21 protein-coding genes are annotated in these 25,451 nt (G+C 65.4%); 11 read left to right on the forward strand and 10 right to left on the reverse strand.

Translation table 11 applies throughout. The features are described from left to right. Positions 1-4: 4 nt before the first annotated feature. From urtC to urtA, 3 genes are all read right to left on the reverse strand, one after another. Entirely contained in the window at positions 5-1,144 is a 1,140-nt protein-coding gene (urtC, locus tag QX126_RS12990) for an urea ABC transporter permease subunit UrtC (RefSeq protein WP_315740602.1), read from the reverse strand. Positions 1,145-1,178: 34 nt separating this feature from the next. Next, positions 1,179-2,105: an urea ABC transporter permease subunit UrtB gene (urtB, locus tag QX126_RS12995; RefSeq protein ID WP_315740603.1), complete on the reverse strand. Its 927-nt coding sequence runs from the start codon at positions 2,103-2,105 to the stop codon at positions 1,179-1,181. Positions 2,106-2,311: 206 nt separating this feature from the next. Beyond that, entirely contained in the window at positions 2,312-3,574 is a 1,263-nt protein-coding gene (gene urtA, locus QX126_RS13000; protein ID WP_315781384.1) for an urea ABC transporter substrate-binding protein, read from the reverse strand. 187 nt (positions 3,575-3,761) lie between these two features. On the opposite strand from urtA, the gene QX126_RS13005 reads away from it, so the two are divergent. Next, entirely contained in the window at positions 3,762-7,136 is a 3,375-nt protein-coding gene (locus tag QX126_RS13005; protein WP_315781386.1) for an ATP-binding protein, read from the forward strand. Beyond that, positions 7,126-8,043, forward strand: a complete 918-nt coding sequence (locus QX126_RS13010; protein ID WP_315781388.1) for a response regulator transcription factor — start codon at positions 7,126-7,128, stop codon at positions 8,041-8,043. Before QX126_RS13005 ends, QX126_RS13010 begins: the two co-directional genes overlap by 11 nt. Before the next feature lie 207 nt (positions 8,044-8,250). Here QX126_RS13010 and QX126_RS13015 read toward each other — a convergent pair whose 3' ends face one another. Both QX126_RS13015 and QX126_RS13020 read right to left on the reverse strand, forming a co-directional pair. Continuing rightward, a complete protein-coding gene (locus QX126_RS13015) occupies positions 8,251-9,753 on the reverse strand; it encodes an NAD(P)/FAD-dependent oxidoreductase (protein WP_315778499.1) in 1,503 nt (500 codons plus the stop codon). A 110-nt stretch (positions 9,754-9,863) separates the two neighbouring features. Next, complete coding sequence (locus tag QX126_RS13020) at positions 9,864-10,634, reverse strand: S1 family peptidase (protein WP_316227616.1); 771 nt, start codon at positions 10,632-10,634, stop codon at positions 9,864-9,866. 90 nt (positions 10,635-10,724) lie between these two features. Between QX126_RS13020 and QX126_RS13025 the strand changes: the two genes are divergently transcribed. After that, the gene (locus QX126_RS13025; RefSeq protein WP_315781390.1) at positions 10,725-11,360 is read left to right on the forward strand and encodes an HAD-IA family hydrolase; all 636 of its coding nucleotides are present in this window, start codon (positions 10,725-10,727) and stop codon (positions 11,358-11,360) included. A 122-nt stretch (positions 11,361-11,482) separates the two neighbouring features. On the opposite strand, the gene mtnA is transcribed toward QX126_RS13025, so the two are convergent. The 3 genes from mtnA to QX126_RS13040 all read right to left on the reverse strand — a co-directional run bounded on the left by mtnA (position 11,483) and on the right by QX126_RS13040 (position 13,841). Further along, positions 11,483-12,589, reverse strand: coding sequence for an S-methyl-5-thioribose-1-phosphate isomerase (mtnA, locus tag QX126_RS13030; RefSeq protein ID WP_315778503.1), 1,107 nt, complete (start codon positions 12,587-12,589; stop codon positions 11,483-11,485). 13 nt (positions 12,590-12,602) lie between these two features. Further along, positions 12,603-13,478: an S-methyl-5'-thioadenosine phosphorylase gene (locus QX126_RS13035; RefSeq protein WP_315778504.1), complete on the reverse strand. Its 876-nt coding sequence runs from the start codon at positions 13,476-13,478 to the stop codon at positions 12,603-12,605. A gap of 90 nt (positions 13,479-13,568) precedes the next feature. Then, positions 13,569-13,841, reverse strand: coding sequence for a phosphopantetheine-binding protein (locus tag QX126_RS13040; RefSeq protein ID WP_315740612.1), 273 nt, complete (start codon positions 13,839-13,841; stop codon positions 13,569-13,571). A 340-nt stretch (positions 13,842-14,181) separates the two neighbouring features. Between QX126_RS13040 and QX126_RS13045 the strand changes: the two genes are divergently transcribed. From QX126_RS13045 to QX126_RS13055, 3 genes are read left to right on the forward strand one after another with little or no spacing between them, the layout of a single operon-like run. Then, complete coding sequence (locus QX126_RS13045; RefSeq protein WP_315781392.1) at positions 14,182-15,408, forward strand: acyl-CoA dehydrogenase family protein; 1,227 nt, start codon at positions 14,182-14,184, stop codon at positions 15,406-15,408. Between the two features lie 42 nt (positions 15,409-15,450). Next, positions 15,451-16,413 (forward strand): amino acid--[acyl-carrier-protein] ligase, encoded by a 963-nt coding sequence (locus tag QX126_RS13050; protein ID WP_315781395.1) that lies wholly within the window; start codon positions 15,451-15,453, stop codon positions 16,411-16,413. Between the two features lie 39 nt (positions 16,414-16,452). Beyond that, complete coding sequence (locus QX126_RS13055; protein ID WP_315781398.1) at positions 16,453-17,334, forward strand: acyl-CoA acyltransferase; 882 nt, start codon at positions 16,453-16,455, stop codon at positions 17,332-17,334. Position 17,335: 1 nt separating this feature from the next. On the opposite strand, the gene QX126_RS13060 is transcribed toward QX126_RS13055, so the two are convergent. Beyond that, positions 17,336-18,223 (reverse strand): branched-chain amino acid aminotransferase, encoded by an 888-nt coding sequence (locus tag QX126_RS13060; RefSeq protein WP_315778511.1) that lies wholly within the window; start codon positions 18,221-18,223, stop codon positions 17,336-17,338. 141 nt (positions 18,224-18,364) lie between these two features. Here QX126_RS13060 and QX126_RS13065 point away from each other — a divergent pair, with 141 nt between their 5' ends. The 5 genes from QX126_RS13065 (at position 18,365) to QX126_RS13085 (ending at position 23,568) form a co-directional block, all read left to right on the forward strand. Further along, entirely contained in the window at positions 18,365-19,324 is a 960-nt protein-coding gene (locus tag QX126_RS13065) for an alpha/beta hydrolase (protein ID WP_315781401.1), read from the forward strand. 150 nt (positions 19,325-19,474) lie between these two features. Continuing rightward, the gene (locus tag QX126_RS13070; protein WP_315781404.1) at positions 19,475-20,779 is read left to right on the forward strand and encodes an O-acetylhomoserine aminocarboxypropyltransferase/cysteine synthase family protein; all 1,305 of its coding nucleotides are present in this window, start codon (positions 19,475-19,477) and stop codon (positions 20,777-20,779) included. 12 nt (positions 20,780-20,791) lie between these two features. Then, the gene (locus QX126_RS13075; protein ID WP_315781407.1) at positions 20,792-21,772 is read left to right on the forward strand and encodes a homoserine O-succinyltransferase; all 981 of its coding nucleotides are present in this window, start codon (positions 20,792-20,794) and stop codon (positions 21,770-21,772) included. A gap of 88 nt (positions 21,773-21,860) precedes the next feature. Beyond that, complete coding sequence (locus tag QX126_RS13080; protein ID WP_315781409.1) at positions 21,861-23,102, forward strand: DUF763 domain-containing protein; 1,242 nt, start codon at positions 21,861-21,863, stop codon at positions 23,100-23,102. A gap of 4 nt (positions 23,103-23,106) precedes the next feature. Next, positions 23,107-23,568: an NUDIX domain-containing protein gene (locus QX126_RS13085; RefSeq protein WP_315781412.1), complete on the forward strand. Its 462-nt coding sequence runs from the start codon at positions 23,107-23,109 to the stop codon at positions 23,566-23,568. 23 nt (positions 23,569-23,591) lie between these two features. Here the strand turns inward: QX126_RS13085 and QX126_RS13090 are convergent, their stop codons facing one another. After that, the gene (locus tag QX126_RS13090) at positions 23,592-25,289 is read right to left on the reverse strand and encodes a methyl-accepting chemotaxis protein (protein WP_315740622.1); all 1,698 of its coding nucleotides are present in this window, start codon (positions 25,287-25,289) and stop codon (positions 23,592-23,594) included. Between the last annotated feature and the right edge of the window lie 162 nt (positions 25,290-25,451).

A 25,451-nucleotide genomic window follows, 5' to 3' on the forward strand; every position in this document is an offset into this window, starting at 1 on the left:
CTCCTCACTCTGCGGGGGCGCCGTTGGCGACGAGCCCGCCATTGCCGGATTTCTTGGTGCGGGACGCCAGCAGGCGATCGATGCGCGGCTGCACGTGATCGCCCCAGATCCCGGCCAGCCCGTTCGGGAAGGCAAGGACCACCGCAATGAAGAGCGCGCCGAGGCCGAACAGCCAGAGCTGCGGGAAGGTTTCCGACAGGCTGGTCTTGGCGAAGTTGACCAGGATCGTGCCGTAGACCGCGCCGAAGATCGACAGCCGGCCGCCGACCGCGGTGTAGATCACCATTTCGATCGACGGCACAATGCCGACGAAGGACGGCGACATGAATCCGACTTCCAAAGTGAACAGGGCACCGCCGACCGCGGCGAACACTGCGGCAGCGCAGAAGGCAAAGATCTTGAAGTTGGCGACGCTGTAGCCGGAGAAGCGGACCCGATCCTCCTGCTCACGCATCGCCACCAGAATGCGGCCGAGCTTGGTCAGGCGGATGAACTGCGCCACCAGGATGGCGACGAACAGCAGGAACACTTCGACGAAGTAGAGGATGAGTTTGGCGTGATCGGTGCGGATGTCCCAGCCGTGCAGGGTGCGCAGATCGGTGATGCCATTGATGCCGCCGGTATAACCCTGCTGTCCCACGATCAGGATGGTCAGGATGGCCGCGATCGCCTGGGTGATGATCGCGAAGTAGACACCGCCGACGCGCCGCTTGAACATCGCGGCGCCGATGATGAAGGCGAAGATCGCCGGCACCAGGATGATCGCCGCCAGCGCGAACGGGAAGCTCTGGAATGGCTTCCAGAAGAACGGCAGCTGCGTCAGCTGATTCCAGTCCATGAAGTCGGGGATGCCCGGCGTCGACTGGATCTTGGTGTTGGCGACGCTGGAGGCCTCCAGCTTCAGGAACATCGCCATGCAGTAGCCGCCGAGGCCGAAGAACACGCCCTGGCCGAGGCTCAGGATGCCGCCATAGCCCCAGCACAGCACCAGGCCGATCGCAACGAAGGCGTAGGTCAGATATTTCGCGACCAGGTTGAGGCGGAACACATCGAGCGCCAAGGGCAGGATGACGACGAGCAGGAGCAGCAGCGAGACGAAGCCGATGAGTTCTGATCGGTTGAAAAAGCGCGAGTTGATGATCATGACCGTGCTTTCTTGTTGGGCTGTCGGAGCTGGCTCACTTGCGGACCTTGAGGGCGAACAGGCCCTGCGGCCGCATCATCAGGATGGCGACGATCGCAAGCAGCGTGAGCACCTTGGCCATCGAGCCGGACATGAAGAACTCCATGGTCGACTGCGCCTGGGAGATGGTGAAGGCGGAGGCGATGGTGCCGATCAGGCTGGCGGCGCCGCCGAACACGACGACCAGGAAGGTGTCGACGATGTAGAGCTGTCCGGCCGTCGGACCCGTCGAGCCGATCATGGTGAAGGCCGAGCCCGCGACGCCGGCAATGCCGCAGCCGAGGCCGAAGGTGTAGCGGTCGACCTTCTCGGTGTTGATGCCGACGGCGCCGGCCATCACGCGGTTCTGCACCACGGCGCGAACCTGCTTGCCCCAGCGCGACAGGAACAGGACGTAGGCCACCACGAGCGTGATCAGGATGGTCAGGCACATCACGAACATGCCGTTGATCGGGATCTGGATGGCGTCGGTCGCCTGCCAGGAGCCCATCATCCACTCGGGGAGCTCGACGCCGACCTCGCGGGCGCCGAACACCGAGCGGTAGGCCTGCTGCAGGATGAGGCTGAGGCCCCAGGTCGCGAGCAGCGTATCGAGCGGCCGCTTGTAGAGTCGGCGTATCATCGCCCATTCGACCAGCATGCCGAGCGATCCGGAGGCGATGAAGGCGAATATCATCGCGACGAAGAAGTAGCCGGGAAACAGCGAGGGGAGGAAATGCTGGAAGGCGTTCGACGTCATCCAGGTGACGTAAGCGCCGAGGATCATGAACTCACCATGCGCCATGTTGATGACGCCCATCTGGCCGAAGATGATGGCGAGCCCCAGCGCCATCAGCACGTAGACCGAAAACAGGATGAGGCCCGCGAAGCCCTGCATCGCGAAGATGGCCCCGAGGTCGCCGATGGAATAGTCACCGAACATGATCCGTCCTCTCGTGATGCCCTGCAGGAAATGGATCGGCGTGCGGCACAGCGTGTCCGCGGCCAAGATCGTTCCCTCCCCCCTTGTGGGGGAGGGCTAGGGAGGGGGGCCTCCGCGCCGAGCTGCGGGTGGGGTACCCCCCTCCCCAACCCTCCCCCACAAGGGGGGAGGGAGCGCACCGTCAACGGCGCGCCAGAGACGCAGGCTTACTGATAGCCCTTCGGGAACGGATCGGGCTCGACCAGGTCGGCGGTCTCGTAGATCAGCTCGTACTGACCGTCCGCCTTGGCGCGGCCGACGCGGGTCTTGGACCAGAGATGGTGGTTCTCGTGGATCCGCACGTAGCCTTCCGGCGCGCCCTTGAACTCGATGCCGGGCGAGGCCGCCGCGACCTTGTCGATGTCGAAGCTGCCGGCCTTTTCCACCGTCAGCTTCCACAGCCACGGACCGAGATAAGCGGCTTGCGTCACGTCGCCAATGACGGTCTTCTCGCCCCACATCTTCTTGAAATCGGCGACGAAGGCCTTGTTGTTCGGATTGTCGAGCGACTGGAAATATTTCATGCAGGCGTACGCGCCCGCGATGTTCTCACCGCCGATGCCGTCGATCTCGTCCTCGGTCACGGAGATGGTGAGCAGTGTCTGCTTCGACATGTCGATGCCGGCGGCCTTGAGCTGCTTGTAGAACGCGACGTTCGAGCCGCCGACGATGATCGCGTAGATCACGTCCGGCTTGGTCAGCTTGATCTTGTTGATGACCGAGTTGAACTGGGTGTGGCCGAGCGGGAAATATTCCTCGCCGACGACCTTGGCGCCCTGCAGATGGCCCTCGATGTGCTTGCGCGCGATCTTGTTCGAGGTGCGCGGCCAGATGTAGTCGGAGCCGAGCAGGTAGAAGGTCTTCGCGCCCTTGGTCTTGTTGACCCAGTCGAGGCCGGCGATGATCTGCTGCGTGGCCTCCTGGCCGGTGTAGATGACGTTCTTCGACTGCTCGAGGCCTTCGTAGAAGGTCGGGTAGTACAGCATACCGTTGTACTGTTCGAACACCGGCAGCACCGCCTTGCGCGAGGCCGAGGTCCAGCAGCCCATGACGGCGGCGCATTTGTCGTTGACCAGCAGCTTCTTGGCCTTCTCGGCGAAGGTCGGCCAGTCGGAAGCGCCGTCCTCCTGGATATACTTGATTTTGCGGCCGAGCACGCCGCCGGCGGCATTGATCTGCTCGATGGCGAGCTTCTCGGCCTGCACCGAGCCGGTCTCCGAGATCGCCATCGTGCCGGTGACCGAATGCAGAATGCCGACGGTGACTTCGCTATCCGTGACTGCAAGGCCGGTGGTGTTGACTGCAGAGGTTGCAGGGCCGGCGCCGAAGGACGGCCGCGGCATCATGGCGAGCGCCGGGATCGCGGCCATTCCCATCAGCAATTGGCGCCGAAGTGGCGACTTCAGGCCCATTTTGGTTTCGTCTGACATGAGCACCCCATTCATTGGTTCGAGGACACGCGTTGGCGTCGGACGAAGGATGGCGCGCTTTGTGCAACGCACGGATACGCAAGATTGCGTATACTGCACCGCAAAAGCGCGACGTAGGCTCTGCGTAGGTCTTGCGAGCGGCAGGACAAAGCGTGCGGGCGAACCGCTTCGCGTGAGGAGTTCGAGAGTGGCAGGGCGGCAGCGGATCGACCGCGTCAGGCGCCAATACAACCAGTGGGTCGCCAACCAGACGTTGGAGGACTATGCACTCCGCTTTACGGCCAAGAGCGCGCGGCGCTGGTCCGCCGCCCGCGTCGCCAACACGGCGCTGGGCGCGATCTCGTTCCTCGCACTTGAGGCGATCGGCGGCACCATCACCTTGAACTATGGCGTCACCAACGCGACCGCCGCGATCCTGGTCGCCAGTGTGATCATCTTCTGCTGCGGCCTGCCGATTGCCTATCATGCGGCCAAATGCGGCATCGACATCGACCTGCTGACCCGCGGCGCCGGCTTCGGTTATATCGGCTCGACCATCACCTCGCTGATCTACGCGTCGTTCACCTTCATCTTCTTCGCCATCGAGGCGGTCATCCTGGCTTCGGCGCTGGAGATGTGCTTCGGCATTCCCCGGCCGATCGGCTATCTCATCAGCGCCGTCGTCATCATTCCGCTCGTCACCTATGGCATCACCCTGATCAGTCGCTTCCAGCTATGGACGCAACCGCTATGGGTCGTGCTGCACATCCTGCCCTTTGCCGCGATCGCCTATGCCAGCCCGCACTCCTTCGTCGAATGGCAGCAGTTTCCCGGCGAGCACGGCGATCCCATGGGCCATCTCGATCTGGCGCTGTTCGGGACCGCCGCGGCGGTCGTGTTCTCGCTGGTCGCCCAAATCGGCGAGCAGGTCGACTTCCTGCGCTTCCTGCCGCGTGACCGCCGCACGTCCAAACGGTCGTGGTGGATCGCGTTGTTGTCGGCTGGCCCCGGCTGGATCGTGCTCGGGGCACTGAAGCTGCTGGCAGGCTCGTTCCTCGCCTTCTTCGCGCTGAGCCACGGCGTCTCCGCCGACCACGCCGCCGAACCGGCGCACATGTATCTGGAGGCGTTCCGCTACGTGTTGGCCCGGCCGGATTTGGCGCTTGCGTTGACCGGCACCTTCGTGATCGTCTCCCAGATCAAGATCAACGTCACCAACGCCTATGCCGGCTCGATCGCCTGGTCGAACTTCTTCTCGCGCCTGACCCACAGCCACCCCGGCCGCGTGGTTTGGCTCGTGTTCAACGTCGTCGTCGCGCTGCTGCTGATGGAGATCGGCGTCTACAAGGCGCTGGAGCAGACGCTGGCGCTGTACTCCAACATCGCGATCTCCTGGGTGGGCGCGCTGGTGGCCGACCTCGTGATCAACAAGCCGCTGGGCCTGCGCCCGCCGCAGATGGAGTTCAAGCGCGCCCATCTCTACGACATCAACCCGGTCGGGGTCGGCGCGATGACGATCGCGACGATCGTCTCGATCAGCGCCTTCTATGGCCTGTTCGGGCCGACCGGAAAGGCGCTGTCGACCTTCGTCGCGCTCGGCGTCGCGCTCGTCACCGCGCCTGCGATCGCCTATCTGACCGACGGCAAATACTATCTGGCACGCAAGCCAAAGCGGAGCTGGCAGAACATCGAGCAGATCCAATGCTGCATCTGTGAGCATCACTTCGAACCGGAGGATACCGCCTCCTGCCCGGCCTATGCCGGTCCGATCTGCTCGCTGTGCTGCTCGCTCGATGCGCGCTGCCACGATCTGTGCAAGCCGCACGCGCGGGCCCAGGCTCAGGTCGCAGCGGCGCTCAGCGGCATGCTGCCGGAGTCGTTGCTGGCCAAGTTCAACTCGCAGCTCAGTCATTATGTCGGTGTATTTCTGACATCGGCCGGGCTCGTCGCGCTGACGCTCGGCATGATCTATCTGGAGACGTCGGCGGCGCTGCCGGGCTTCAAGGGCATCATCTCCGATGTGCTGTGGAAGGTGTTCTTCGCCCTCTCCATCATCATCGGTGTCGTGACGTGGCTGTTCGTACTGGCCCAGCAGAGCCGCCGTGCGGCCGAAGACGAGACGCGGCGGCAGACCCAGCTGTTGATTCAGGAGATCGAGGCGCACAAGCGCACCGATGCAGAGTTGCAGCGCGCCAAGGAAGTTGCGGAATCAGCCAATCTCGCCAAGAGCCGCTATGTGGTTGGCCTCAGCCATGAGCTGCGCTCGCCGCTGAACGCGATCTCCGGCTATGCGCAACTGCTCGAGCAGGACACGAGCCTCGCACCGAAGCCGCGGGACCAGGTTCGCGTCGTCCGCCGCAGCGCCGATCATCTGTCCGGCCTGATCGACGGCATTCTCGACATTTCCAAGATCGAAGCCGGGCGGCTGTATCTGTCGCGCGACGAGGTCCGTCTCAGCGAATTCCTGGATCAGCTCGTGGGCATGTTCCGATTGCAGGCTGCGGCGAAGGGCGTCGACTTCGTATTCAAGCGGCCGGCGGTCCTGCCGCTGGTCGTCTATGCCGACGAGAAGCGGCTGCGCCAGATCCTGATCAACCTGCTGTCGAACGCGATCAAGTTCACCGGGGAAGGCAGCGTCCAGTTCGTCGTGCATTATCGGAGCCCGGTAGCCGAGTTCGAGGTGATCGACACCGGCCCGGGCATCCAGCCCGACGATCTGGAGCGCATCTTCGCGCCCTTCGAGCGCGGCGCGCTCGGGGCCGCGCAGCCGCAGACCGGCACGGGACTGGGCCTGACGATCAGCCGTCTGCTCGCCGGCGTCATGGGCGGCGACATCAAGGTCGAGAGCAGCGTCGGCGCCGGCAGCACCTTCAAGGTCAAGATCCTGCTGTCCGAGGTGACAAACCCGACGCGGCATGCGCCTGTGAAGGCGCCGGTGGCCGGCTATCGCGGGCCGCGCAGGACGATCCTGATCACCGACGATGATCCTGTGCATCGCGACCTCCTACGCGAAGTGCTGACGCCGCTCGGCTTCATCCTGCTGAGCGCGCCCGACGGTCCCGCCTGCCTCGCGCTCGCACAACACTGCCAGCCGGATCTGTTCATTCTGGACATCTCGATGCCCGGCATGGACGGCTGGACAGTGGCCGAGACCTTGCGCAACAGCGGTCATCATCAGGCCCGGATCCTGATGACATCTGCGAGCGCGCTCGAAGCGCACGGCCGGCCGTTGGCGCAACCCTTTCACGACAGCTACCTGATGAAGCCGATCGACATCCCAAGGCTGCTGGAGGCGATACGTCAATTGCTGAAGCTCGAATGGAGCTACCAGACCGACACGCCCGTGGCCCCGCCACGCTGGCGGCCGGACACCGGATCCCGGCCCCCGCTCAAATATGTCGAAGAGCTGATGAGCCTCGGCCAGATCGGCTACATCAGGGCCATTCAGCTCAAGCTCGACGAGATCCGCAACGCGCATCCCGAGCATGCCGACTTCGTCGCCCAGATGCGCACGCTCATCGACCGCTTCGATCTCGATCAGTACATGGCAACTCTGAAGACCTTGCACGCCTATGAGCATTGACAGCAAGAAGCGCGACGTCGCGCTTGTCGTCGACGACTCGCCGGAGACGCTTCGGCTGCTCACCGACGCGCTGGATGGGGCCGGCATGACCGTCATGGTTGCGCTCGATGGCGCCGCGGCCATGCGCATTATCGACCAGATCACGCCGGACATCATCCTGCTCGATGCGGTCATGCCCGGCATGGACGGCTTCGAGACCTGCCGCAAGCTCAAGCGCGAGACAGGCCTCTCCAACGTCCCCGTGATCTTCATGACCGGGCTCGCCGACACCGAGCACATCGTGCAGGGACTGGAGGCCGGCGGAGTCGACTACGTCACGAAGCCGATCGCCGTCTCGGAGATGCTGGCGCGCATCCGCGTGCATCTCGCCAACGCCCGGATGACGCAGAGCGCGCGCGCCGCGCTCGACGTCTCCGGTCGCTTCCTGCTTGCCGTCAACCGTGAGGGACGGCTGATGTGGGCAACGCCGCAGGCGCAGAAGCTGCTGTCGGACAGTCTTGGCACCGCCGACGACCTCGTGCTGCCGGAGGCGCTGCGGCTGTGGCTGGATCAGGCGCAGAACGGCAAGGGCGGTGCGAAGGCCGCCGCTTCGATCCCGGATCATCCCGAACTGCGCCTCTACTACATGGGCGGAGCCGGATCCAACGAGTTCCTGCTGCGGCTCGCCAAGGAGTCCTCCGGTGAGCTGCCCAAGCAGTTCTCCAGCGCGTTTGGTCTCACCACGCGCGAGGGCGAGGTGCTGTCCTGGCTGTCCAAGGGCAAGACCAACCGCGACATCGCGCAGATCCTGGGACTGAGTCCGCGCACGGTCGACAAGCATCTCGAGCAGATCTACGCCAAGCTCGGCGTCGAGAACCGCACCGCCGCCGCGGCTGTCGCGACCGGTGTGGCGCGGCGGGAGAATTGAGGCGAGCCGACCAGCGGGCCCCAACCATCACTGTCGTCCCGGGCAAGCCCTGCGGCGCGAAGCGCCGGCGGGCGCCGACCCGGGACCCATACCGCGTGATGTCGCTTGAGGCAGGGCGAAAGTTGACGTTGTGCCCAGCACACCTATGGATCCCCGCTTTCGCGGGGACGACGCCGTCTTTGGAGCGGCACACCGGCCGTTAACAGCTCACCCGTACACGAACGCCGGATCATCCAGATCGATCGCCGGGATCTGATCCTTCTCGCTCCAGTAGTCCTGGCTGTGCTGCCACTCCGGCTTGTCGCCGCGCTTAGGCAGCAGATGCATGTTGCGCATCATGTAGCCGGGGTTGAAGTTCTCCGGGTCGATCCATGGCAGCAGCGGCATGTTGTGATCCTCCGGGCGCAGCGCCGGCACGACCTTGCTCACACCTTTTTCTTTCATGTGCGCGAGCAGGCGGCACACGAAATCCGCGACAAGGTCCGTGCGCAACGTCCAACTGGCGCGGAAATAGCCGAACACCCAGGCCAGGTTCGGCACGCCGGTGAACATCATGCCGCGATAGGTCACGGTGTCAGCGAAGTCGAGCGGCTTGCCGTCGATCGTAAACGCGATGTCGCCGAGCACGCAGAGATCGAAGCCGGTCGCGGTGACGACGATGTCGGCGTGCAGCTCGTCGCCAGACTTGAGCTTGATGCCTGTCTCGGTGAACCGCTCGATCTCGTCGGTCACGACCGAGGCCTTGCCGCTCTTGATGCCCTCGAACAGGTCGGCATCCGGCACGAAGGCGATACGCTGCCGCCACGGACGGTAGCTCGGGGTGAAGTGCTTGGCGGTGTAGTCGGGTCCGAGGATGGCGCTGATCTGGCCGATCAGCTCCTTCTTCACCTGGTCGGGCTCGGTCAGGCAGCGCTTGGTGAACCAATCCTGTTCGAACAGGATCTTGCGCCTGACGATCTCATGGATCCATTCCTCCTTCACCTGCAGTCTCCGCAGCTCCTCGGCCAGCTCGATCGCATTGCGACCGACGCGGAAGTAGGTCGGCGACCGCTGCAGCATCGTCACATGCGCGCATTGGCCGGCGATCGAGGGCAGGATGGTCGCGGCCGTCGCACCGGAGCCGATCACCACGACCTGCTTGCCCGTGAGATCGAGATCCTCGGGCCACAGCTGCGGATGGACGATGCGGCCCTTGAACTTCACCATGTCCGGCCACTCCGGCGTGTAGCCCTTGGAGTGTCGGTAGTAGCCCTGGCACATCCAGAGAAAATTCGTTGTAAAGGTGACGGGCTGCTGATCCCTGCCCTTCACCGCATGAACCGTCCAGAGATTGGTCGCGCTCGACCAGTTCGCGGACAGGATGCGGTGGCCATAGCGAATGTGGCGGCCGAGGTCGTTCTCCTCGATCACGTCGCCCATGTAGTTGAGGATTTCTTCCGCAGTCGCGATCGGCGGCCCGACCCATGGCTTGAAGCTGTAGCCGAACGTATGCAGGTCACTGTCGGATCGGATGCCGGGATAGCGGTGCGTCCGCCAGGTGCCGCCGAAGCTGTCCTGGCTCTCCAGGATCACGAAGCGCTTGTCAGGCATCTGCTTGGCCAACTGATAGGCGCTGCCGACACCGGAAATGCCGGCTCCGACGATGAGCACGTCGAAATGTTCGGTCGCGTGAGAGGACGCGGCCTCCCGGATGGGCGCGATGACGTTCATGGGAGTCCCTGGGCTTTGGTCTTGATGTTGTTTCCTCGCGCGACAGGCTGAACCCGATCACGACGATGGTCAACCCGCGACCGCGAGCCGCAACCCAGCCCTGAACGATCTCAATTTCCGCTGAGCGGCATGCCCCATTGCCGCGCGGTCTGTGCGACCCAATCGCGATATAGCGTGAGCGGCGTGACGCCGGTCATGCCGCCGCAGCCGTCGCCGAGATTCGGTCCGGTCGACCATGAGATGACGCCGATCAGCACCTGACCTTGCGGCTGCGTCTCGAAAGCAGGCCCGCCGGAGTCGCCGGTGCAGCCGCCCAATCCGGGCCGCACGCCTTGCGTCGCCGGATCGACGAGCCGGATCTGCAGCGTGCCCGGTTTGCCCGTCGCAACCAACGCCGCCCCGCGCACCATGCCGCCGCTCTTTCCGTCGCCTGGGACAGCGACACCGATCCCTGCGACCGTGAACGCGTTGCCGGCGGCAAGCGGCGGCTGCGGCACGCCAAGCGCCGCTGGCACGCGCTCTTTCACGGGCACCTCCAATTCCAGCAGCGCGACATCGGCGGTGGCGCGATGCGCCACGATGGCCTGCACGCTGAAGCTCGGATGCACCGCCACCCGTCGGACCGTCTTGAGAACCGGCTTGCGGTCACGATCGTATTCCACGATGCGGTAATCGAGCCCCGGCTGCACGCAATGTCCGGCGGTCAGCACGAGTTTCGGGGCAATCAGTGCGCCGCTGCAAAAATTGCCGCGCGAGCCGACGATCGTGACCACGGAGCGGCCGATGCCGTCATTCAGCGCCGGCGCGTTGCCGACGATGGCAAGGATTGGCGATGGCGCCAGCAGGACGGCGGCTGCAATGATTGCGTGAGACGGCTTCATCGCGGCAGCAATAGCGGCTGCGGCCGATATCGCCAAGTGCGGCGTCCCATGCTAGCGATCATCCGGGGATCGAACGAGGATGGGACTGACATGGTCGAGGCGGTGATCTTTGATTTCGGTGGCGTCATGACGACATCGCCGTTCGAGGCCTTCGCGCGGTTCGAGAAGGAGCGCGGCTATCCCGTCGACATCATCCGCAACACCAATGCTGCCAATCATCTCGAGAACGCCTGGGCGAAATTCGAGCGCGCCGAGATCGACCTCGACACTTTCGACCGGCTGTTTGCGGAGGAGTCGCTGGCGCTCGGCGGCGCAGCGGTCAGCGGGCGCGAGGTGCTGCCGCTGCTCGCCGGCGATCTCCGGCCCGGCATGGTCGAGGCGCTCCGCCGCATCAAGGCGGAGTGCAAGACCGGCTGCATCACCAACAATCTGCCAGCGAACGCAATCGGCAGCCAGGGCGGCCGCTCGTTCTACGTTGCGGAGGTGATGGCGCTGTTCGATCACGTGATCGAATCCGCCAAGATCGGCCTGCGCAAGCCCGATCCGCGGATCTACCGGATGATGACCGAGACGCTCGGCGTCAGCCCCGCGGACTGCGTCTACCTCGACGATCTCGGCGTCAACCTGAAGCCGGCGCGCGAGATGGGCATGACGACGATCAAGGTCGTGAGCGCATCGCAGGCGATTACGGAGCTGGAAGCCGCGACGGGACTGCGCCTGCGCTGATCGTCATTGCGCGGCGCTTTTGCGCCGAAGCGAGCCGGAGGCTTCGCGGGATTCTGGATTGCTTCCGCCTTCGCCCTTTGGGCTTCGGCGGACACGTCGCTGCGCTCGCAATGACGAGGATCTCAATAGTTCGTTTGTTTCGCCCGCTCGGGAAATGCGGCCGCCAGCGCCGCTCCGTCAGCCTGCAGCACGCCGCGCTCCGTGATCAACCCCGTCACCAGCCGTGCCGGGGTGACGTCGAAGCCGTAGTTCGCGACTGGCGAGCCCGGCGGAACGATGCGCACGGTCTCGATGCGACCGTCGGCGGTGCGGCCGGTCATCTCTGTCACTTCCTGGGCGCTGCGCTGCTCGATCGGGATCTGCCGTCCTTCGGCGACGGCGAAGTCGATCGTCGGCGACGGCAGCGCGACATAGAACGGCACGCCATTGTCGTGCGCGGCCAGTGCCTTGAGATAGGTGCCGATCTTGTTGCAGACGTCGCCATTGGCGGCGACGCGGTCGGTGCCGACGATGGCGAGATCGACCATCCCATGCTGCATGAGATGGCCGCCGGTGTTATCCGGGATGACGGTATGCGCCACGCCGTGATGCCCGAGTTCCCAAGCGGTCAGCGAGGCGCCTTGATTGCGCGGCCGTGTCTCGTCGACCCAGACATGGATCGGAATGCCGCGATCGTGCGCAAGATAGATCGGCGCGGTCGCCGTGCCCCAATCGACGGTCGCAAGCCAGCCGGCATTGCAGTGGGTCAGCACGTTCACGACTTCGCCCGGCTTCTTGCGCGCCGCGGCCGCCTCGATCAGCGCGAAACCGTGCGCGGCGATGCCCTGGTTGATCGTGACGTCCTCGCCGGCAATGTCGACGGCGCGCGAATAGGCCGCATCGCGCCGCTCCGACGGTGCCAGCCGGCGCAGCATCGTGCTCATCGTGTCGAGCGCCCATTTCAGGTTGATCGCCGTCGGCCGCGTCGCGATCAGCATCTCGTAGGCGCGGTCGATGCCAGGATCGGAGCGGTCGTCGCGCATCGCCAGCGCCATGCCGAACGCGGCGGTGGCGCCGATCAGCGGCGCACCGCGGACCAGCATGCCGCGGATCGCGTCCGCCGCCTCCTCGCATGTCGTGATCTTCGCCACCACGAACTCGTGCGGCAATCGGCGTTGATCGATCGCGCAGACCGACCAGCCGTCGGAGTCGAGCCAGATGCTGCGATAGTGCCTGCCGTCCACCTTCATGTTCGATCTCCCCTCAACCACGCAAGATACGGCCTGCGATCGCATCGAGCTTCTTCAGAAGCTCGGGATCGCGCGCCTCCGGCGCAGTGATCAAGGCGGTGTCGAGCGCTCGGTCGGAGCCGATCGGGCACGGTTCATGCTCGCGCGGAAACTCCTGGGCGAGCCGCGCCACCAGCGATTTCGCCTTGTCGGCGTTGGTGGTGAGCACGCGAATGATATCCTGCACGGTGACGGCGTCGTGATCCGGATGCCAGCAGTCGAAGTCGGTCACCATCGCGACCGTCGCGTAGCAGATCTCGGCCTCGCGGGCGAGCTTCGCCTCCGGCATGTTGGTCATGCCGATGACCGAATAGCCTGACGCCTTGTAGGTCATGCTTTCGGCATAGGTCGAGAATTGCGGCCCCTCCATGCAGACATAGGTGCCGCCGCGCGCGATCGCGATGCCCTCGGCCTCGGCCGCAGCCGCGAGATGAATCCGCAACCGCGGTGAAACCGGATGCGCCATCGAGACGTGGGCGACACACCCCCTGCCGAAGAACGAGCTCTCGCGCTTGTAGGTGCGATCGACGAACTGATCGACCAGCACGAAGGTGCCCGGCGGGAGCTCTTCCTTGAACGAGCCGCAGGCCGACAGCGACACCAGGTCGGTGACGCCCGCACGCTTCAGCACGTCGATATTGGCGCGGTAATTGATGTCGGACGGGGACAGTCGGTGTCCCTTGTCATGGCGCGGAAGGAACACGATCGGCAGGCCCGCGATCGTCCCCCGGCGTACCGGCGCCGACGGCTCACCCCAGGGACTCGCGATCACCTCTTCGCGCGCATCTTCCAATCCCGGCAGATCATAGATGCCCGAGCCGCCGATAATGCCAAGCACAGCCTTCGTCATGACGTCCCCATCTCCAGCGGAGACGAGAATGCCAGCTTTGCGGCGAATTGAAAACAGCGACGCGGTGATCCGCGGGGCATGGCAACTGGGTCAGGCGGCCTTCGCTGCCGCCAACTGACCGCTCACCAGCCGCTCCAGCGTTGCGACCGACTGGAAGTTCTCCGGCGTGATCAGCTCTTGCGGAATGGTGAAATCGAACTCCGCCTCGATCGCCAGCATCAGGTTGACCATGTCCATCGAGGTCAGCCCGACATCGACGAGCTTGGCATCCGCCGCCACGTCGGCGGCCGTAGAATTCTGCGCGAGGATATCACGCACGAGCGCCACGATCCTGCGACTGACATCGACATCGAAACTCGGCATGGGGTCCTCTTCACTCGCGACTTGTTCCGGCGCGTCGGATCTGATCGACGCACGCGCAGGGGAGATAACGCAATTCGGCGTCGAAAGAGTTACGCCGCATCCCCATTCCAGTCTGAACTCGTCTTAACGCTAACGGCTTGGTCCAAAATTCTCGGATCGAACCAACCGGAAATTAACCCCCACCCGTCGATTGCGCGGCGTTTACCCTGAATTTCGTCGACGCATTTGAATCAAATCCATACCCTGCGTTGCAGCCCAAAGAAGGCGCAGCGCATCGGCCTGCTACGCGGATGGGCGTGCCGCTCTCTCAAAGAGACAAGATCCGGAGTATCGATCGACCATGACTCTCCAGGGAACCGCGCTTCGCAACCCGATCCCCGACGACGGCGACAGCCTCCTGCTCGATCGCAGCTCCTTATTCGTCCAGCGGACCGCCGCTGTTGCGACACAGGCCGCGGCGGAAGCCGAAGAGGTCGACCGTGACGGCCGCTTCCCGAAGGCCGCGATCGATGCGGCACGCGAGCACAAGCTGCTCGGGATGCAGATACCCGTCGAGTTCGGTGGCTTCGGCGCCTCGATCCACGACATTGCCGACGTCTGCTATGTGCTCGGCCGCGCCTGCGCCTCCAGCGCCATGATCTTCGCCATGCACCAGACCAAGGTCGCCTGCCTGGTTCGTCACGGCCGCGGCAATCCCTATATGGAATCGCTGATGCGCCGGATCGCCGCCGAGCAGCTGCTGATGGCCTCCTCCACCACCGAAGGCCAGAACGGCGGAAATATCCGCGCGAGCGCCGCGGCAGTCGGCCACGAGGGCGAGCGAATCACGCTCAACCGCGATGCCACGGTCATTTCCTATGGCGCTGAAGCCGATGGCCTCGTCACGATCGCCCGCCGGGCCGATGGCGCTGCCGCGTCCGATCAGGTGCTGCTGGCGCTGACGAGGGACGACTACACGATCGCGCGCACGCTCGACTGGGAAACGCTGGGCATGCGCGGCACCTGCTCGACCGGATTCGCGCTCGAGGTGAGCTGTCCCTCCGACCGCATGTTCACCGAATCCTATGATCGCATCCACGGCCAGACGATGACGCCGTTCGCACATCTGTGCTGGTCGTCGGCCTGGGCCGGCATCGCTGCGGCTGCCGTGGAGCGCGCCCAGCGCTTCCTGCGCAAGGCCGCACGCGGCGCCGGCGGACAGATGCCGCCGGCAGCTGCGCATTACACCGCGGCGAAGATGGCGCTGGCCCGGCTGCGCGCAATGATCGTCACCAACATGGATGCCTTCGTCGCCCACGAATATGACGAGCGGGCGCTGAGCTCGCTCGACTTCCAATCCTCGATCACGCTGTTGAAGGTTCAGGCCTCTGAACTTGCCGTCGAGACCGTGATGCATGCCATGCGCGCCTGCGGCCTCTCGGGTTATCGCAACGACGGCGAGTTCTCGATCGGCCGCCACCTGCGCGACGTTCTGTCGGCGCCGATCATGATCAACAACGACCGTATTCTCACAAGCATTGCCACGGCCAACTTGATGAGCACGGTACCGACCTCGCTCCATGAATGATCACGCCGATCGCAGCCATTGCCTCCACTCAGGATTTGCAGAATGACGATTCCCGTTCTCCCGCAGTCGCCCGAGATTGCGCCCCAGCCGGCCGACGCGCTCGATCATCTGACCGGCGCGCTGTTCCATCGCATGGGCGCGGATGGCGTCTATGCGCGGACCGCGCTGTATGAAGGCGTGGTGGAGCGGCTCGCGACGCTCATCACGCGGCATCGCGAGCCCGGCACGGAGGTCATGCGCTTCCCACCGGTCATGAGTCGCGCCCAGCTCGAGAAGTCGGGCTATCTCAAGAGCTTTCCCAACCTGCTGGGCTGCGTCTGCGGCTTGCACGGCACCGAGCGGGACATCCACGAGGCCGTGGCACGTTTCGACAAGGGCGGCGACTGGACCACCTCATTGTCACCAGCCGACCTCGTGCTGTCCCCCGCGGCCTGCTATCCGGTCTATCCGATCGCGGCGAGCCGCGGCGCCCTGCCGGTCGGCGGCCTGCGCTTCGACGTCGCGGCCGATTGCTTCCGCCGCGAGCCGTCGCGTCATCTCGACCGCCTGCAGTCGTTCCGGATGCGCGAATATGTCTGCATCGGCACGCCCGACGACGTCTCGGCATTCCGTGACCGCTGGATGGTGAAGGCGCAGGCGATCGCCCGCGATCTCGGCCTGTCGTTCCGGGTCGATCACGCCAGCGACCCGTTCTTCGGCCGCGTCGGCCAGATGAAGGCGGTCAGCCAGAAGCAGCAGGCGTTGAAATTCGAGCTGCTGGTGCCGCTGCGCTCGGAAGAGCAGCCGACCGCCTGCATGAGCTTCAACTATCACCGCGAGCATTTCGGCACCACCTGGGGCATCGTCGACGCCGATCGTGCACCGGCGCACACCGGTTGCGTGGCCTTCGGCATGGATCGCCTCGCGGTCGCGCTATTCCACACCCACGGCATCGATCCGACGCGCTGGCCGTCGCGCGTACGGGAAGCGCTGCAGTTCGAGCGCCAGGCAAGCACCGTCGGCTGACGCCACGAAGCCGCCGTCGAGGGATCGGCAGAACATCTCATGGGCGCGCCCAAGCCGCCGATCCGGTGCCGCGAGATCGGAGACTCCGATCTGGACGCGATCACCGATCTCTTGACACGCGGCTTCCCCCGGCGGCCCCGCGGCTATTGGTCGAGCGGCCTGCAGCGGCAAGCCGCGCGCCCGACGCCCGACGGCTATCCACGCTACGGCTATCTGCTCGAGCAAGACGGCAATGCGGTCGGCGTCCTGCTCGCTATCTACAGCGATCGCGGCACGCCTGCGGAGCCGCAGATCTGGTGCAATCTGTCGAGCTGGTATGTCGAACCTGCCTTTCGCAACTACGCGACGATGCTGACGAGAATCGCGCAGCGTCGGCCGGAGGTCACTTACGTCAATATCAGCGCCGCAAGGCAGACCTGGCCGATCATTGAGGCGCAAGGATTTCGCGCCTATTGCAGCGGCCTGTTCTTTTCGATGCCCGCGCTGTCGCTGGCTGGCCTCAGTTCGACGGTTGAGAAGGTCAGGGCAGACGCCCGCACCGTGGATGGCGTTCCGTCGGATGAGGCCGAATTGCTGATACGCCACGCGCGCCATGGCTGCCTCAGCGTGGTGGTGCGATCGACGGCGGGCCCCGTTCCGCTGGTGCTGCAGAAGGTCCGCATCCGGCAGGGACGCTTCGCATTGCCTGCGATGCAGCTGATCTACTGCCGCAGCATCTCCGACTACGTTTCCTGCGCCGGTACCGTCGGCCGCCTGCTGCTGCGTCGCGCCGCCGTTTCTGTCATCATCGACGCTAACGGGCCGATTGACGGTCTCGTCGGCATCTACACCGAGCGGCGCGGCCGGAAGTACATCAAGGGACCGCAGCCGCCGCGCCTCGGCGATCTCAGCGACACCGAGCTGCCGCTGTACGGCCCCTAGCTCAGGCGGCTGCCCTGACCTCATGCGCATAGTCCCAATACAGCCGTCGCGCACGGCTGAACACCGGACCGATCGGCAGGGCCCGGTCATCGATGCGAATGACCGGTGCGACCTTGGCGAAATTGCCCGACGAGAAGATCTCGTCGGCGGCCAGGAAGTCCGCATAGCGCAGCGTGGTCTCGACCACGCTGACGCCGTCGGCTCGCAGCAGCTCGGCCACGCGCTGGCGGGTGATCCCGTTGAGAAACGTGCCGTTCGGCACCGGCGTGAACACCACGCCGTCCTTGACCATGAACACGTTGGCATTGCCGAACTCGGCGACGTTGCCGAGCAGATCGAGCATCAGGCAATTGTTGAAGCCGCGCGAGGCCGCCTCGATCAGCGCGCGCGAATTGTTCGGATAGAGGCAGGCCGCCTTGGCATCGACCGGCGCGCACTCGGCGGTCGGCCGCCGGAACGGCGACAGCGTGATGGCGTTGCCCGTCGGCTGCGGCATCGGCGCTTCATAGATGCAAAGGCACCAATTGGTGGTCTCGGGATCGAACAGGACACCGCCGCCGGCGCCATGCTGCGCCCAGTACATCGGGCGGATGTAGAGCTCGGCTCTCGCTCCGAACCGCGCGATCCCCTCCCGCGCCAACCCCATCCAGGTCTCGACGTCCACAACCGGCTTGAGCCGGAAATTGATCGCGGACTGATTCACGCGCGCGCAGTGGCGATCGAGATCTGGCGTCACGCCTTCGAATGCGCGTGCCCCGTCGAACACGGTCGACGCGAGCCATGTCGCGTGGGTCCGGACGCCCATGATCGGCGCATTGCCCTCGCGCCATTCGCCGTCGAAGAAGGTCCAGGTCTGCGAGTAGCTGACAGGCTTGACGATGTGGGTCATGGCGGCGCTCCCGTTCGGCATCGATCGTGTCTGCACTTCTGGCGTGAACATTTTAAGGATTTCCCTGTCGCGACCTGCTGCTCACGATCGATTCACTGCTGATGGGCACAATGCCCGATGCCTTGGTTAATTGGAGCTGTCATGCCGCTCGACCCTCGCGCCCAGCGCCTGCTTTCGATGGTGGCTGCCGCTGTGCCGGAAAGCCAGGAGCGTCCGGGCCCCGCGCAGCGGCGGCAGTCGCTCGCCAAGCTGATGCAATTCGCCCGCAACGACTGCGGTGCCGTCATCACGCGGGACGGCAATTTCTCCGGGCCCTCCGGGCTGCTTCGTTATCGCCTGTATACGCCTGCAGCAGGCCCGGATGATACTGGGGCGCCCCTCCCCGGCTTCGTCTACTTTCACGGCGGCGGTCTCGTGGCAGGCAGCATCGACACGCACGACAAGGTCGCCGCCGCGCTTGCCGCCGCCTCCGGCTGCCGGCTGCTCTCGATCGACTACCGCCTCGCGCCTGAGCACAAGTTCCCCGCAGCGATCGAGGATGCGATCGCGGCGGTTCACTTCGCCATCGATCGCGCGGCCGCGCTCGGCATCGACGGCGGTCGGATTGTGATCGGCGGCGATTCCGCGGGCGCCACGCTCGCCGCCGCCGTTTGTCAGCAGGCCGTCGGCAGCACCGATCTCAGGATCGCGCTGCAGTGCCTGATCTGTCCGGTGCTCGATTTCTCCAATTTCTGGCCGTCGCGCGAGCTGTTCGGGACCGGCCACCTGATCGACAGGGCGACCTGGCAGGCCGACCTCGCCGACTATCTGGTTGGCGAGGTCGATGTCGCCAATCCACTGATATCGCCGTTGTGCCGTGAGACGCTGGCTGGGCTTCCCCCCGCCGTGATCCACACCGCGGAATTCGACGCGATGCGTGACGAGGGCAATGCCTACGCGGCACGGCTCGCGGAAGCTGGTGTCACGGTCGCGCATGTCTGTCACAACGGCATGGTCCACAATTTTCACGCGCTTGGCGCGATCCTGCCGCAGGCCAAAGCAGCACTGGATCTGGTCGGACAGCAAATTCGGTCCCTCCTCCCGGTCCCAACCGCACGCTAATTCGAAGCTTATCGGCCACACATCGTTAGGGTTATTTCGTCGTTCTTGTCGCGAATTATTGCCCGCTTTACGCCTGCGCTCCTACAACGACACCCCTCGCGGAATACGTGCAACCTGCATTGTGGACGGATGCGGGAGTGGAGATCGCCGATGCGCAATGAGACGATTGCAATCCACGCCGGCTATGAACCGGAGGCGACCACCAAGGCCGTGGCGGTTCCGATCTATCAGACCGCCGCCTACGCCTTCGACAGCGCCGATCACGGCGCCGCGCTGTTCAATCTCGAAGCCGAGGGCTACCGCTACAGCCGTATCTCCAATCCGACCACGGCGGTGCTCGAGAAGCGCGTCACCGAGCTTGAGGGCGGCGTCGGCGCGCTCGCCGTCGGCACCGGGCAGGCCGCGCTTCACTTCGCATTCGTCAATCTGGCCGACAGCGGCGGCAACATCGTCTCGGTGCCGCAGCTCTATGGCACCACGTACACGCTGCTCGGGCACATCCTGCCGCGCCAGGGCATCACCGGGCGCTTTGCCGAAAGCGATGCGCCCGATGCCATCGAGCGTCTCATCGACGAAAACACCAAGGCCGTGTTCGCCGAGACGATCGGCAATCCTGCCGGTAATGTCTGCGACATCGAGGCGCTGGCGAAGGTTGCGCATCGCAACGGCGTGCCGCTGATCGTCGACAACACCGTCGCAACACCGATCCTGCTGCGGCCGTTCGATTACGGCGCCGACATCGCGGTGCATTCGCTGACCAAGTTTCTCGGCGGTCATGGCACGACGCTGGGCGGCATGCTGGTCGACAGCGGCAACTTCCCCTGGAAGGATCATGCCGACCGTTTTCCCGCCTTCACCCAGCCCGACGCGTCCTATCACGGGATGGTCTACACCGATCATTTCGGCCGCAGCGCCTACATCCAGCGCGCGCGCAGCGTCTATCAGCGGACCATGGGTGCGGTGCTGTCGCCGTTCAATGCCTTCCTGCTGCTGCAGGGCATCGAGACGGTCGCGCTGCGCATGGAGCGCCACGTCGAGAATGCACGCAAGGTCGCCGAATTCCTGCGCAACGATCCGCGCGTGGCGTGGGTCAACTACGCCGGCTTCGCCGACAGCCGCTATTACCCCCTGGTCCAGAAATATCTCGACGGCCGGGCGTCGTCGCTGTTCACGTTCGGGATCAAGGGCGGCATGGAGGCGGGCAAGGCGTTCTACGACGCCCTGAAGCTCGTCACGCGGCTGGTCAATATCGGCGATGCGAAGTCGCTGGCCTGCCATCCCGCATCGACCACACATCGGCAGATGCCGCCGGACGACCAGCGCAAGGCGGGCGTCCTTCCCGAGACGATCCGGCTGTCGATCGGCATCGAGCATGTCAGCGACATCATCGAGGATCTCGACCAGGCTCTCGCCCAGGCCTGCCCTCGTCCGCGTCAGTTGGATGCGGCGGAGTAGAGCGATCAGCCGATGACCCTGCTGTTCGACCGACATCGCAGGATCGCGAGCCCTGCCCTCGCGCCCGCCGAGTTCGACGACCGCGGAGGGCGCCCGATCGAGCTTTCGATCGGCCTCGTCAACAACATGCCGGACAGCGCCCTGAAGGCGACCGATCTCCAGATCGCCCGCCTGCTGCAGCAGTGCGCGCCGCGGCACGTCCGCATCCGCCTGCACTGCTTCTCGCTGCCCTCCATCTTGCGCTCGCAAGCGGCCAGGAGCCACGTCGCCCAGTCCTACGCGGACATCGGGTCGCTCGATCGGCTCGGCATCGACGGCCTGATCGTGACCGGCGCGGAGCCTGTCGCCGCGACATTGCGCGACGAACCTTATTGGTCGGACCTCACCTCCGTGATCGACTGGGCCAGAACCAACACGCGCTCGACCATCTGGTCGTGTCTCGCGGCCCACGCGGCCGTGCTGCACCTGGACGACATCGAGCGGCAGCGGCTGGCGAGCAAATGCTCCGGCATCTTCGACTGCGTGAAGGTCCAGGACGACTGGCTCACGCACGGCATCCATTTGCCGCTTCAGGTGCCGCACTCCCGCCTCAACGCCGTCAACGAGCCGCTGCTGGCGGAGCGCGGCTACGACATCCTGACCCGCTCGGACGAAGTCGGCGTCGACATTTTCGCGCGCTCGATGCCGAGCCGGTTCGTGTTCTTCCAGGGCCATCCCGAGTATGATGCGCTCTCCCTGCAGCGCGAATACATGCGTGACATCGCGCGCTTTCTCGCCGGGCAGCGCGACGACTACCCGCGGCTGCCGAAATCCTATTTCAGCGCCGAGACCGAGGCGGTGCTCAACGCGTTCGAGTGGCGGGCCAAGGAAAGGCGCGACCCGACGCTGGCGGCCGAGCTCCCTGGATTGACGCTGCGGCCCGATCTCGCCGCAGAAAGCGCCGCCCAGACGCTGTTCAGCAACTGGATCGGCCATCTCGGGCAAACCGGATAGCGCCACAGCCCGCCTTTCATCGGGGGCGATCGCGCAATCGCGCGCTATCTGTTAGATTGGCACGACACACTTCGCTTGCAAGGTTCCGATGGCCCGACGCACCGGCAGCGCCGATCTTCCGCTCCATTCCGGACGCGTCCCGGCCTGGCTCGGCACGCGCATGGCCTCGCTCGGCGCCATCATCACCCAGGCGATCGTGCATCATTACGGCCGCGACGAATTCCTGGCGCGGATGTCGCATCCGTTCTGGTTCCAGTCGTTCGGCGCCGTCATGGGCATGGACTGGCATTCCTCCGGCATCACCACGAGCGTGATCGGCGCGCTGAAGCGCGGGCTGAAGCCGCTGTCCGGCGAGCTCGGCATCTACGTCTGCGGCGGCCGCGGTGAGCATTCGCGCAAGACGCCCGACGAGCTGCGCCTGCTCAGCGACCGGCTCGGCCTCGACGGCGAGGAGCTGGTCCGGACCAGCAAGCTCGTCGCCAAGGTCGACAGCGCCGCGGTGCAGGACGGCTTCGACCTCTATCTGCACGGCTTCTTCGTCACATCGGACGGCAAATGGACCGTGGTGCAGCAGGGCATGAATGGCGACGCGCGCCAGGCCCGGCGCTACCATTGGCATTCGCAGCAGCTTGCGAGCTTCGTCGACGCGCCGCACAGCGCCATCGATGGTCCCGTCCAGGGCGAGATCGTCAACCTCACCGACAAGCGCGCCGCGCCGTCGCGCGACGCCCAGCTCGAGCTGCTCACCGAGCTCGGCCCCGACCGCGTCGTCACGGAGTTCGAACGGCTGAGCACGCCGGAGCCCGCCCAGGGCCTGCTGCCGCATCTGGTCATGCCGGCGCATCACGACGTCAGGCCGAAGGACGTATTCGCCCGCCGCCTCCACGGCACGCTGGCGGCTGCTGCCGAGCGCGGCCCGGTCGACTTCCCCGACCTGCTGCTGACGCCGGGCGTCGGCGCCCGCACCGTGCGCTCGCTCGCCATGGTCGCCGAGGTCGTGCATGGCGCGCCGTATCGATTCAGCGACCCGGCACGGTTCTCGCTGGCGCATGGCGGCAAGGACCGGCATCCCTATCCGGTGCCGATCAAGGTCTATGACGAGACCATCCGCGTGCTCAAATCGGCCGTCGGCAACGCCAAGCTCGGCCGCGACGAGGCGCTGTCGGCGCTGAAGCGGCTCGACGACCAGGCCCGCCGGCTGGAGCGCAGCGCGACCGGCCCCTCGCTCAAGGCCTACATCGCGACAGAGCGCGCCGCCTCGCCCGAGCTCGACGGCCGTTCGGTGTTCGGCTGGGAGCGCGACCTCATCCAGCGCACCGGCGAGGCGTAGCGGCATGCCGGCGCGCAGCGCGGGCGTGCTCGCCTTTCGCCGCACCGCCGATGGACTCGAGGTGCTGCTGGTGCATCCCGGCGGCCCGTTCTGGCGCAACAAGGATCTCGGCGCCTGGTCGATCCCGAAGGGCGAGTTCGGCGCCGGCGAGGCGGCCGAGGCGGTGGCGCGGCGCGAATTCGCCGAAGAGCTCGGCACGACGCTGACGGCGCCGCTCGTTCCGCTCGGCGAGATCAAACAGCGCGGCGGCAAGGTGGTCGAGGCGTTCGCCGCCGAGACCGACCTCGATGCCGGCAGCATCACCAGCAACGCGTTCGAGCTCGAATGGCCGCCGCGCAGCGGCCGTATCCAGCGCTTTCCCGAGGTGGACCGCGCCGCCTGGTTCGACCTCGCCGAGGCGAGGGTCCGGATCAATCCGGCGCAGGCCGCGCTGCTCGACCGTCTCGTGGAGATCGGCGGAGGGTGAGCTGTCACCATCCGCCGCCGACATCACGCCGCGCGGACGTTGCCGAGGAATCGCCCGGTCTGGGTCTTGAGCTGATCCGACTGGCTGCCGAGCTGCGAGGCCGCACTCAACACCTGTGCCGCCGCGGCGCCGACCTGGCCGGACGCCTCGCGCACGCCGACAATGTGCTGCATGACCCCCTGCGTGCCCTGCGCCGCCTGCTGCACGCTGCGGGCGATTTCCTTGGTCGCAGCGCCCTGCTCCTCGACCGCGGCTGCGATCGCGTCGGTGATCTCGTTCATCTGGCCGATGGTCGCGCCGATCTCACGGATGGCGTTGACCGTCGAGCCGGTGGCGTCGCGGATGGCTTCGATCTGGCTGGTGATCTCCTCGGTCGCCTTGGCGGTCTGCGCCGACAGCGCCTTGACCTCGTTGGCGACGACCGCGAAGCCCTTGCCGGCCTCGCCGGCACGCGCCGATTCGATGGTGGCGTTCAGCGCCAGCAGGTTTGTCTGCCCCGCGATGGTCTGGATCAGCGCCATCACCTCGCCGATCTTCTGCGACGCGTGGACCAGCCTGTCTACCATCGCCTCCGTCCGCGTCGCCTGCCCGACCGCGTTCTGGGCGATCGACGACGACTGCGTGACCTGCTTGGCGATCTCCTGGATCGATGACGACAACTGCTCGGCGGAGGCCGACACCGTCTGCACGTTCTTGGCGGTCTGCTCGGCGGCCGCGGCCACCTTCGCGCTCTGGTCGGTGGTGCCGGCGACGATGCTCGACATCGATTGCGCGGAGGTCTGCAGCTCGCCGGCGGCGGTCGCGGTGGTCTGGATCACGCCGCCGATCGAGCGCTCGAACTCGTCGGCGATCCGCACCAGCACCGTGCGGCGCTCCTCGGCGGCCTGCTGCTTGGACTGCTCCTGCTCGGCCCGGAGGCGCTCGCTCTCGGCGAGATGGTCCTTGAAGATCTGCAGGCTGCGCGCCATGCGGCCGATCTCGTTCCTGCGATCGGTGAACGGCACCTCGAGGCCCAGATTGCCCTTGGTCAGCTCGTCCATCACGACGCAGGTGCGGTCGAGCGGAACGACGACGCTGCGTCCGAGCCAGAAGGCGACGACCGCGGCGACCAGCAGACCGGCAAGCGCGCCGAAGCCGGCCCACATCGCACGCTGATAGACGACTGCGTCGATGTCGTCGACATACACGCCGGCCTGGATCGCCAGCATCTTGTCGCCGCTGCCATAGGCGCCGACGTAGGACATCTTCGGCAGCTCGGTCGTCCCCCCGGCGCGCGGCACCTTGTACTCGACGAAGCCGCCGCCGGCGCGCGCCGTGCGCACGATGTCCTGGATCAGGAGCTTGCCGGTGGAATCCTTGAAGTCCCAGCGGTTGACGTTGATGTATTTCGGGTTGGCATGGACATAGGTCACGCCCGCATCCGACGATCCGGTTCCGTAGACGCCGAGATAGTCGTTGTACTGGCCCCAGCGCATTGCGCCGATCGCGGCGTAGGCCTGCTGCCGCGCCTGCTCCGGCGCGACCTTGCCGGCGGTCGCCGCGGCGTCATAATAGCTCAGCACCTTGACGGCGGACTCGACGAGGTTGCGGACCATGGTCTGCCGCTCCTCGAGAACGGTTCCGCGCAGCATCAGGATCTGCATGGCGGAGACGGCGAACAGTGCGATCGACATCACGGCGATGATCGCCGCGAGACGCTGATAGACAGTCAGGTGTCGCATTTTCTGGTTCTCGTTGCGTGGACTGTATGCACGATACCAACCCTACATTAATGGTTTGCTATCCGTGCCGCCCGAACACTGGCGAACTAATTAGTCTTTGGACTGGAAACGTCCGTTCACGCGAACTTATGCCAGAGAACAACCAGCGCGGCATTGTGCGAC

The organism is Bradyrhizobium sp. SZCCHNPS1003 (assembly GCF_032381555.1).
Lineage (GTDB): Bacteria > Pseudomonadota > Alphaproteobacteria > Rhizobiales > Xanthobacteraceae > Bradyrhizobium.

Bases quoted from the DNA above. Each gene is read 5' to 3' on its own strand.
- urtC (WP_315740602.1), bottom strand. From the start codon at position 1,144: ATGATCATCAACTCGCGCTTTTTCAACCGATCAGAACTCATCGGCTTC.
- urtB (WP_315740603.1), bottom strand. From the start codon at position 2,105: ATGTTCGGTGACTATTCCATCGGCGACCTCGGGGCCATCTTCGCGATG.
- urtA (WP_315781384.1), bottom strand. From the start codon at position 3,574: ATGTCAGACGAAACCAAAATGGGCCTGAAGTCGCCACTTCGGCGCCAA.
- QX126_RS13010 (WP_315781388.1), top strand. From the start codon at position 7,126: ATGAGCATTGACAGCAAGAAGCGCGACGTCGCGCTTGTCGTCGACGAC.
- QX126_RS13015 (WP_315778499.1), bottom strand. From the start codon at position 9,753: ATGAACGTCATCGCGCCCATCCGGGAGGCCGCGTCCTCTCACGCGACC.
- QX126_RS13020 (WP_316227616.1), bottom strand. From the start codon at position 10,634: ATGAAGCCGTCTCACGCAATCATTGCAGCCGCCGTCCTGCTGGCGCCA.
- QX126_RS13025 (WP_315781390.1), top strand. From the start codon at position 10,725: ATGGTCGAGGCGGTGATCTTTGATTTCGGTGGCGTCATGACGACATCG.
- mtnA (WP_315778503.1), bottom strand. From the start codon at position 12,589: ATGAAGGTGGACGGCAGGCACTATCGCAGCATCTGGCTCGACTCCGAC.
- QX126_RS13035 (WP_315778504.1), bottom strand. From the start codon at position 13,478: ATGACGAAGGCTGTGCTTGGCATTATCGGCGGCTCGGGCATCTATGAT.
- QX126_RS13040 (WP_315740612.1), bottom strand. From the start codon at position 13,841: ATGCCGAGTTTCGATGTCGATGTCAGTCGCAGGATCGTGGCGCTCGTG.
- QX126_RS13045 (WP_315781392.1), top strand. From the start codon at position 14,182: ATGACTCTCCAGGGAACCGCGCTTCGCAACCCGATCCCCGACGACGGC.
- QX126_RS13050 (WP_315781395.1), top strand. From the start codon at position 15,451: ATGACGATTCCCGTTCTCCCGCAGTCGCCCGAGATTGCGCCCCAGCCG.
- QX126_RS13055 (WP_315781398.1), top strand. From the start codon at position 16,453: ATGGGCGCGCCCAAGCCGCCGATCCGGTGCCGCGAGATCGGAGACTCC.
- QX126_RS13060 (WP_315778511.1), bottom strand. From the start codon at position 18,223: ATGACCCACATCGTCAAGCCTGTCAGCTACTCGCAGACCTGGACCTTC.
- QX126_RS13065 (WP_315781401.1), top strand. From the start codon at position 18,365: ATGCCGCTCGACCCTCGCGCCCAGCGCCTGCTTTCGATGGTGGCTGCC.
- QX126_RS13070 (WP_315781404.1), top strand. From the start codon at position 19,475: ATGCGCAATGAGACGATTGCAATCCACGCCGGCTATGAACCGGAGGCG.
- QX126_RS13075 (WP_315781407.1), top strand. From the start codon at position 20,792: ATGACCCTGCTGTTCGACCGACATCGCAGGATCGCGAGCCCTGCCCTC.
- QX126_RS13080 (WP_315781409.1), top strand. From the start codon at position 21,861: ATGGCCCGACGCACCGGCAGCGCCGATCTTCCGCTCCATTCCGGACGC.
- QX126_RS13085 (WP_315781412.1), top strand. From the start codon at position 23,107: ATGCCGGCGCGCAGCGCGGGCGTGCTCGCCTTTCGCCGCACCGCCGAT.
- QX126_RS13090 (WP_315740622.1), bottom strand. From the start codon at position 25,289: ATGCGACACCTGACTGTCTATCAGCGTCTCGCGGCGATCATCGCCGTG.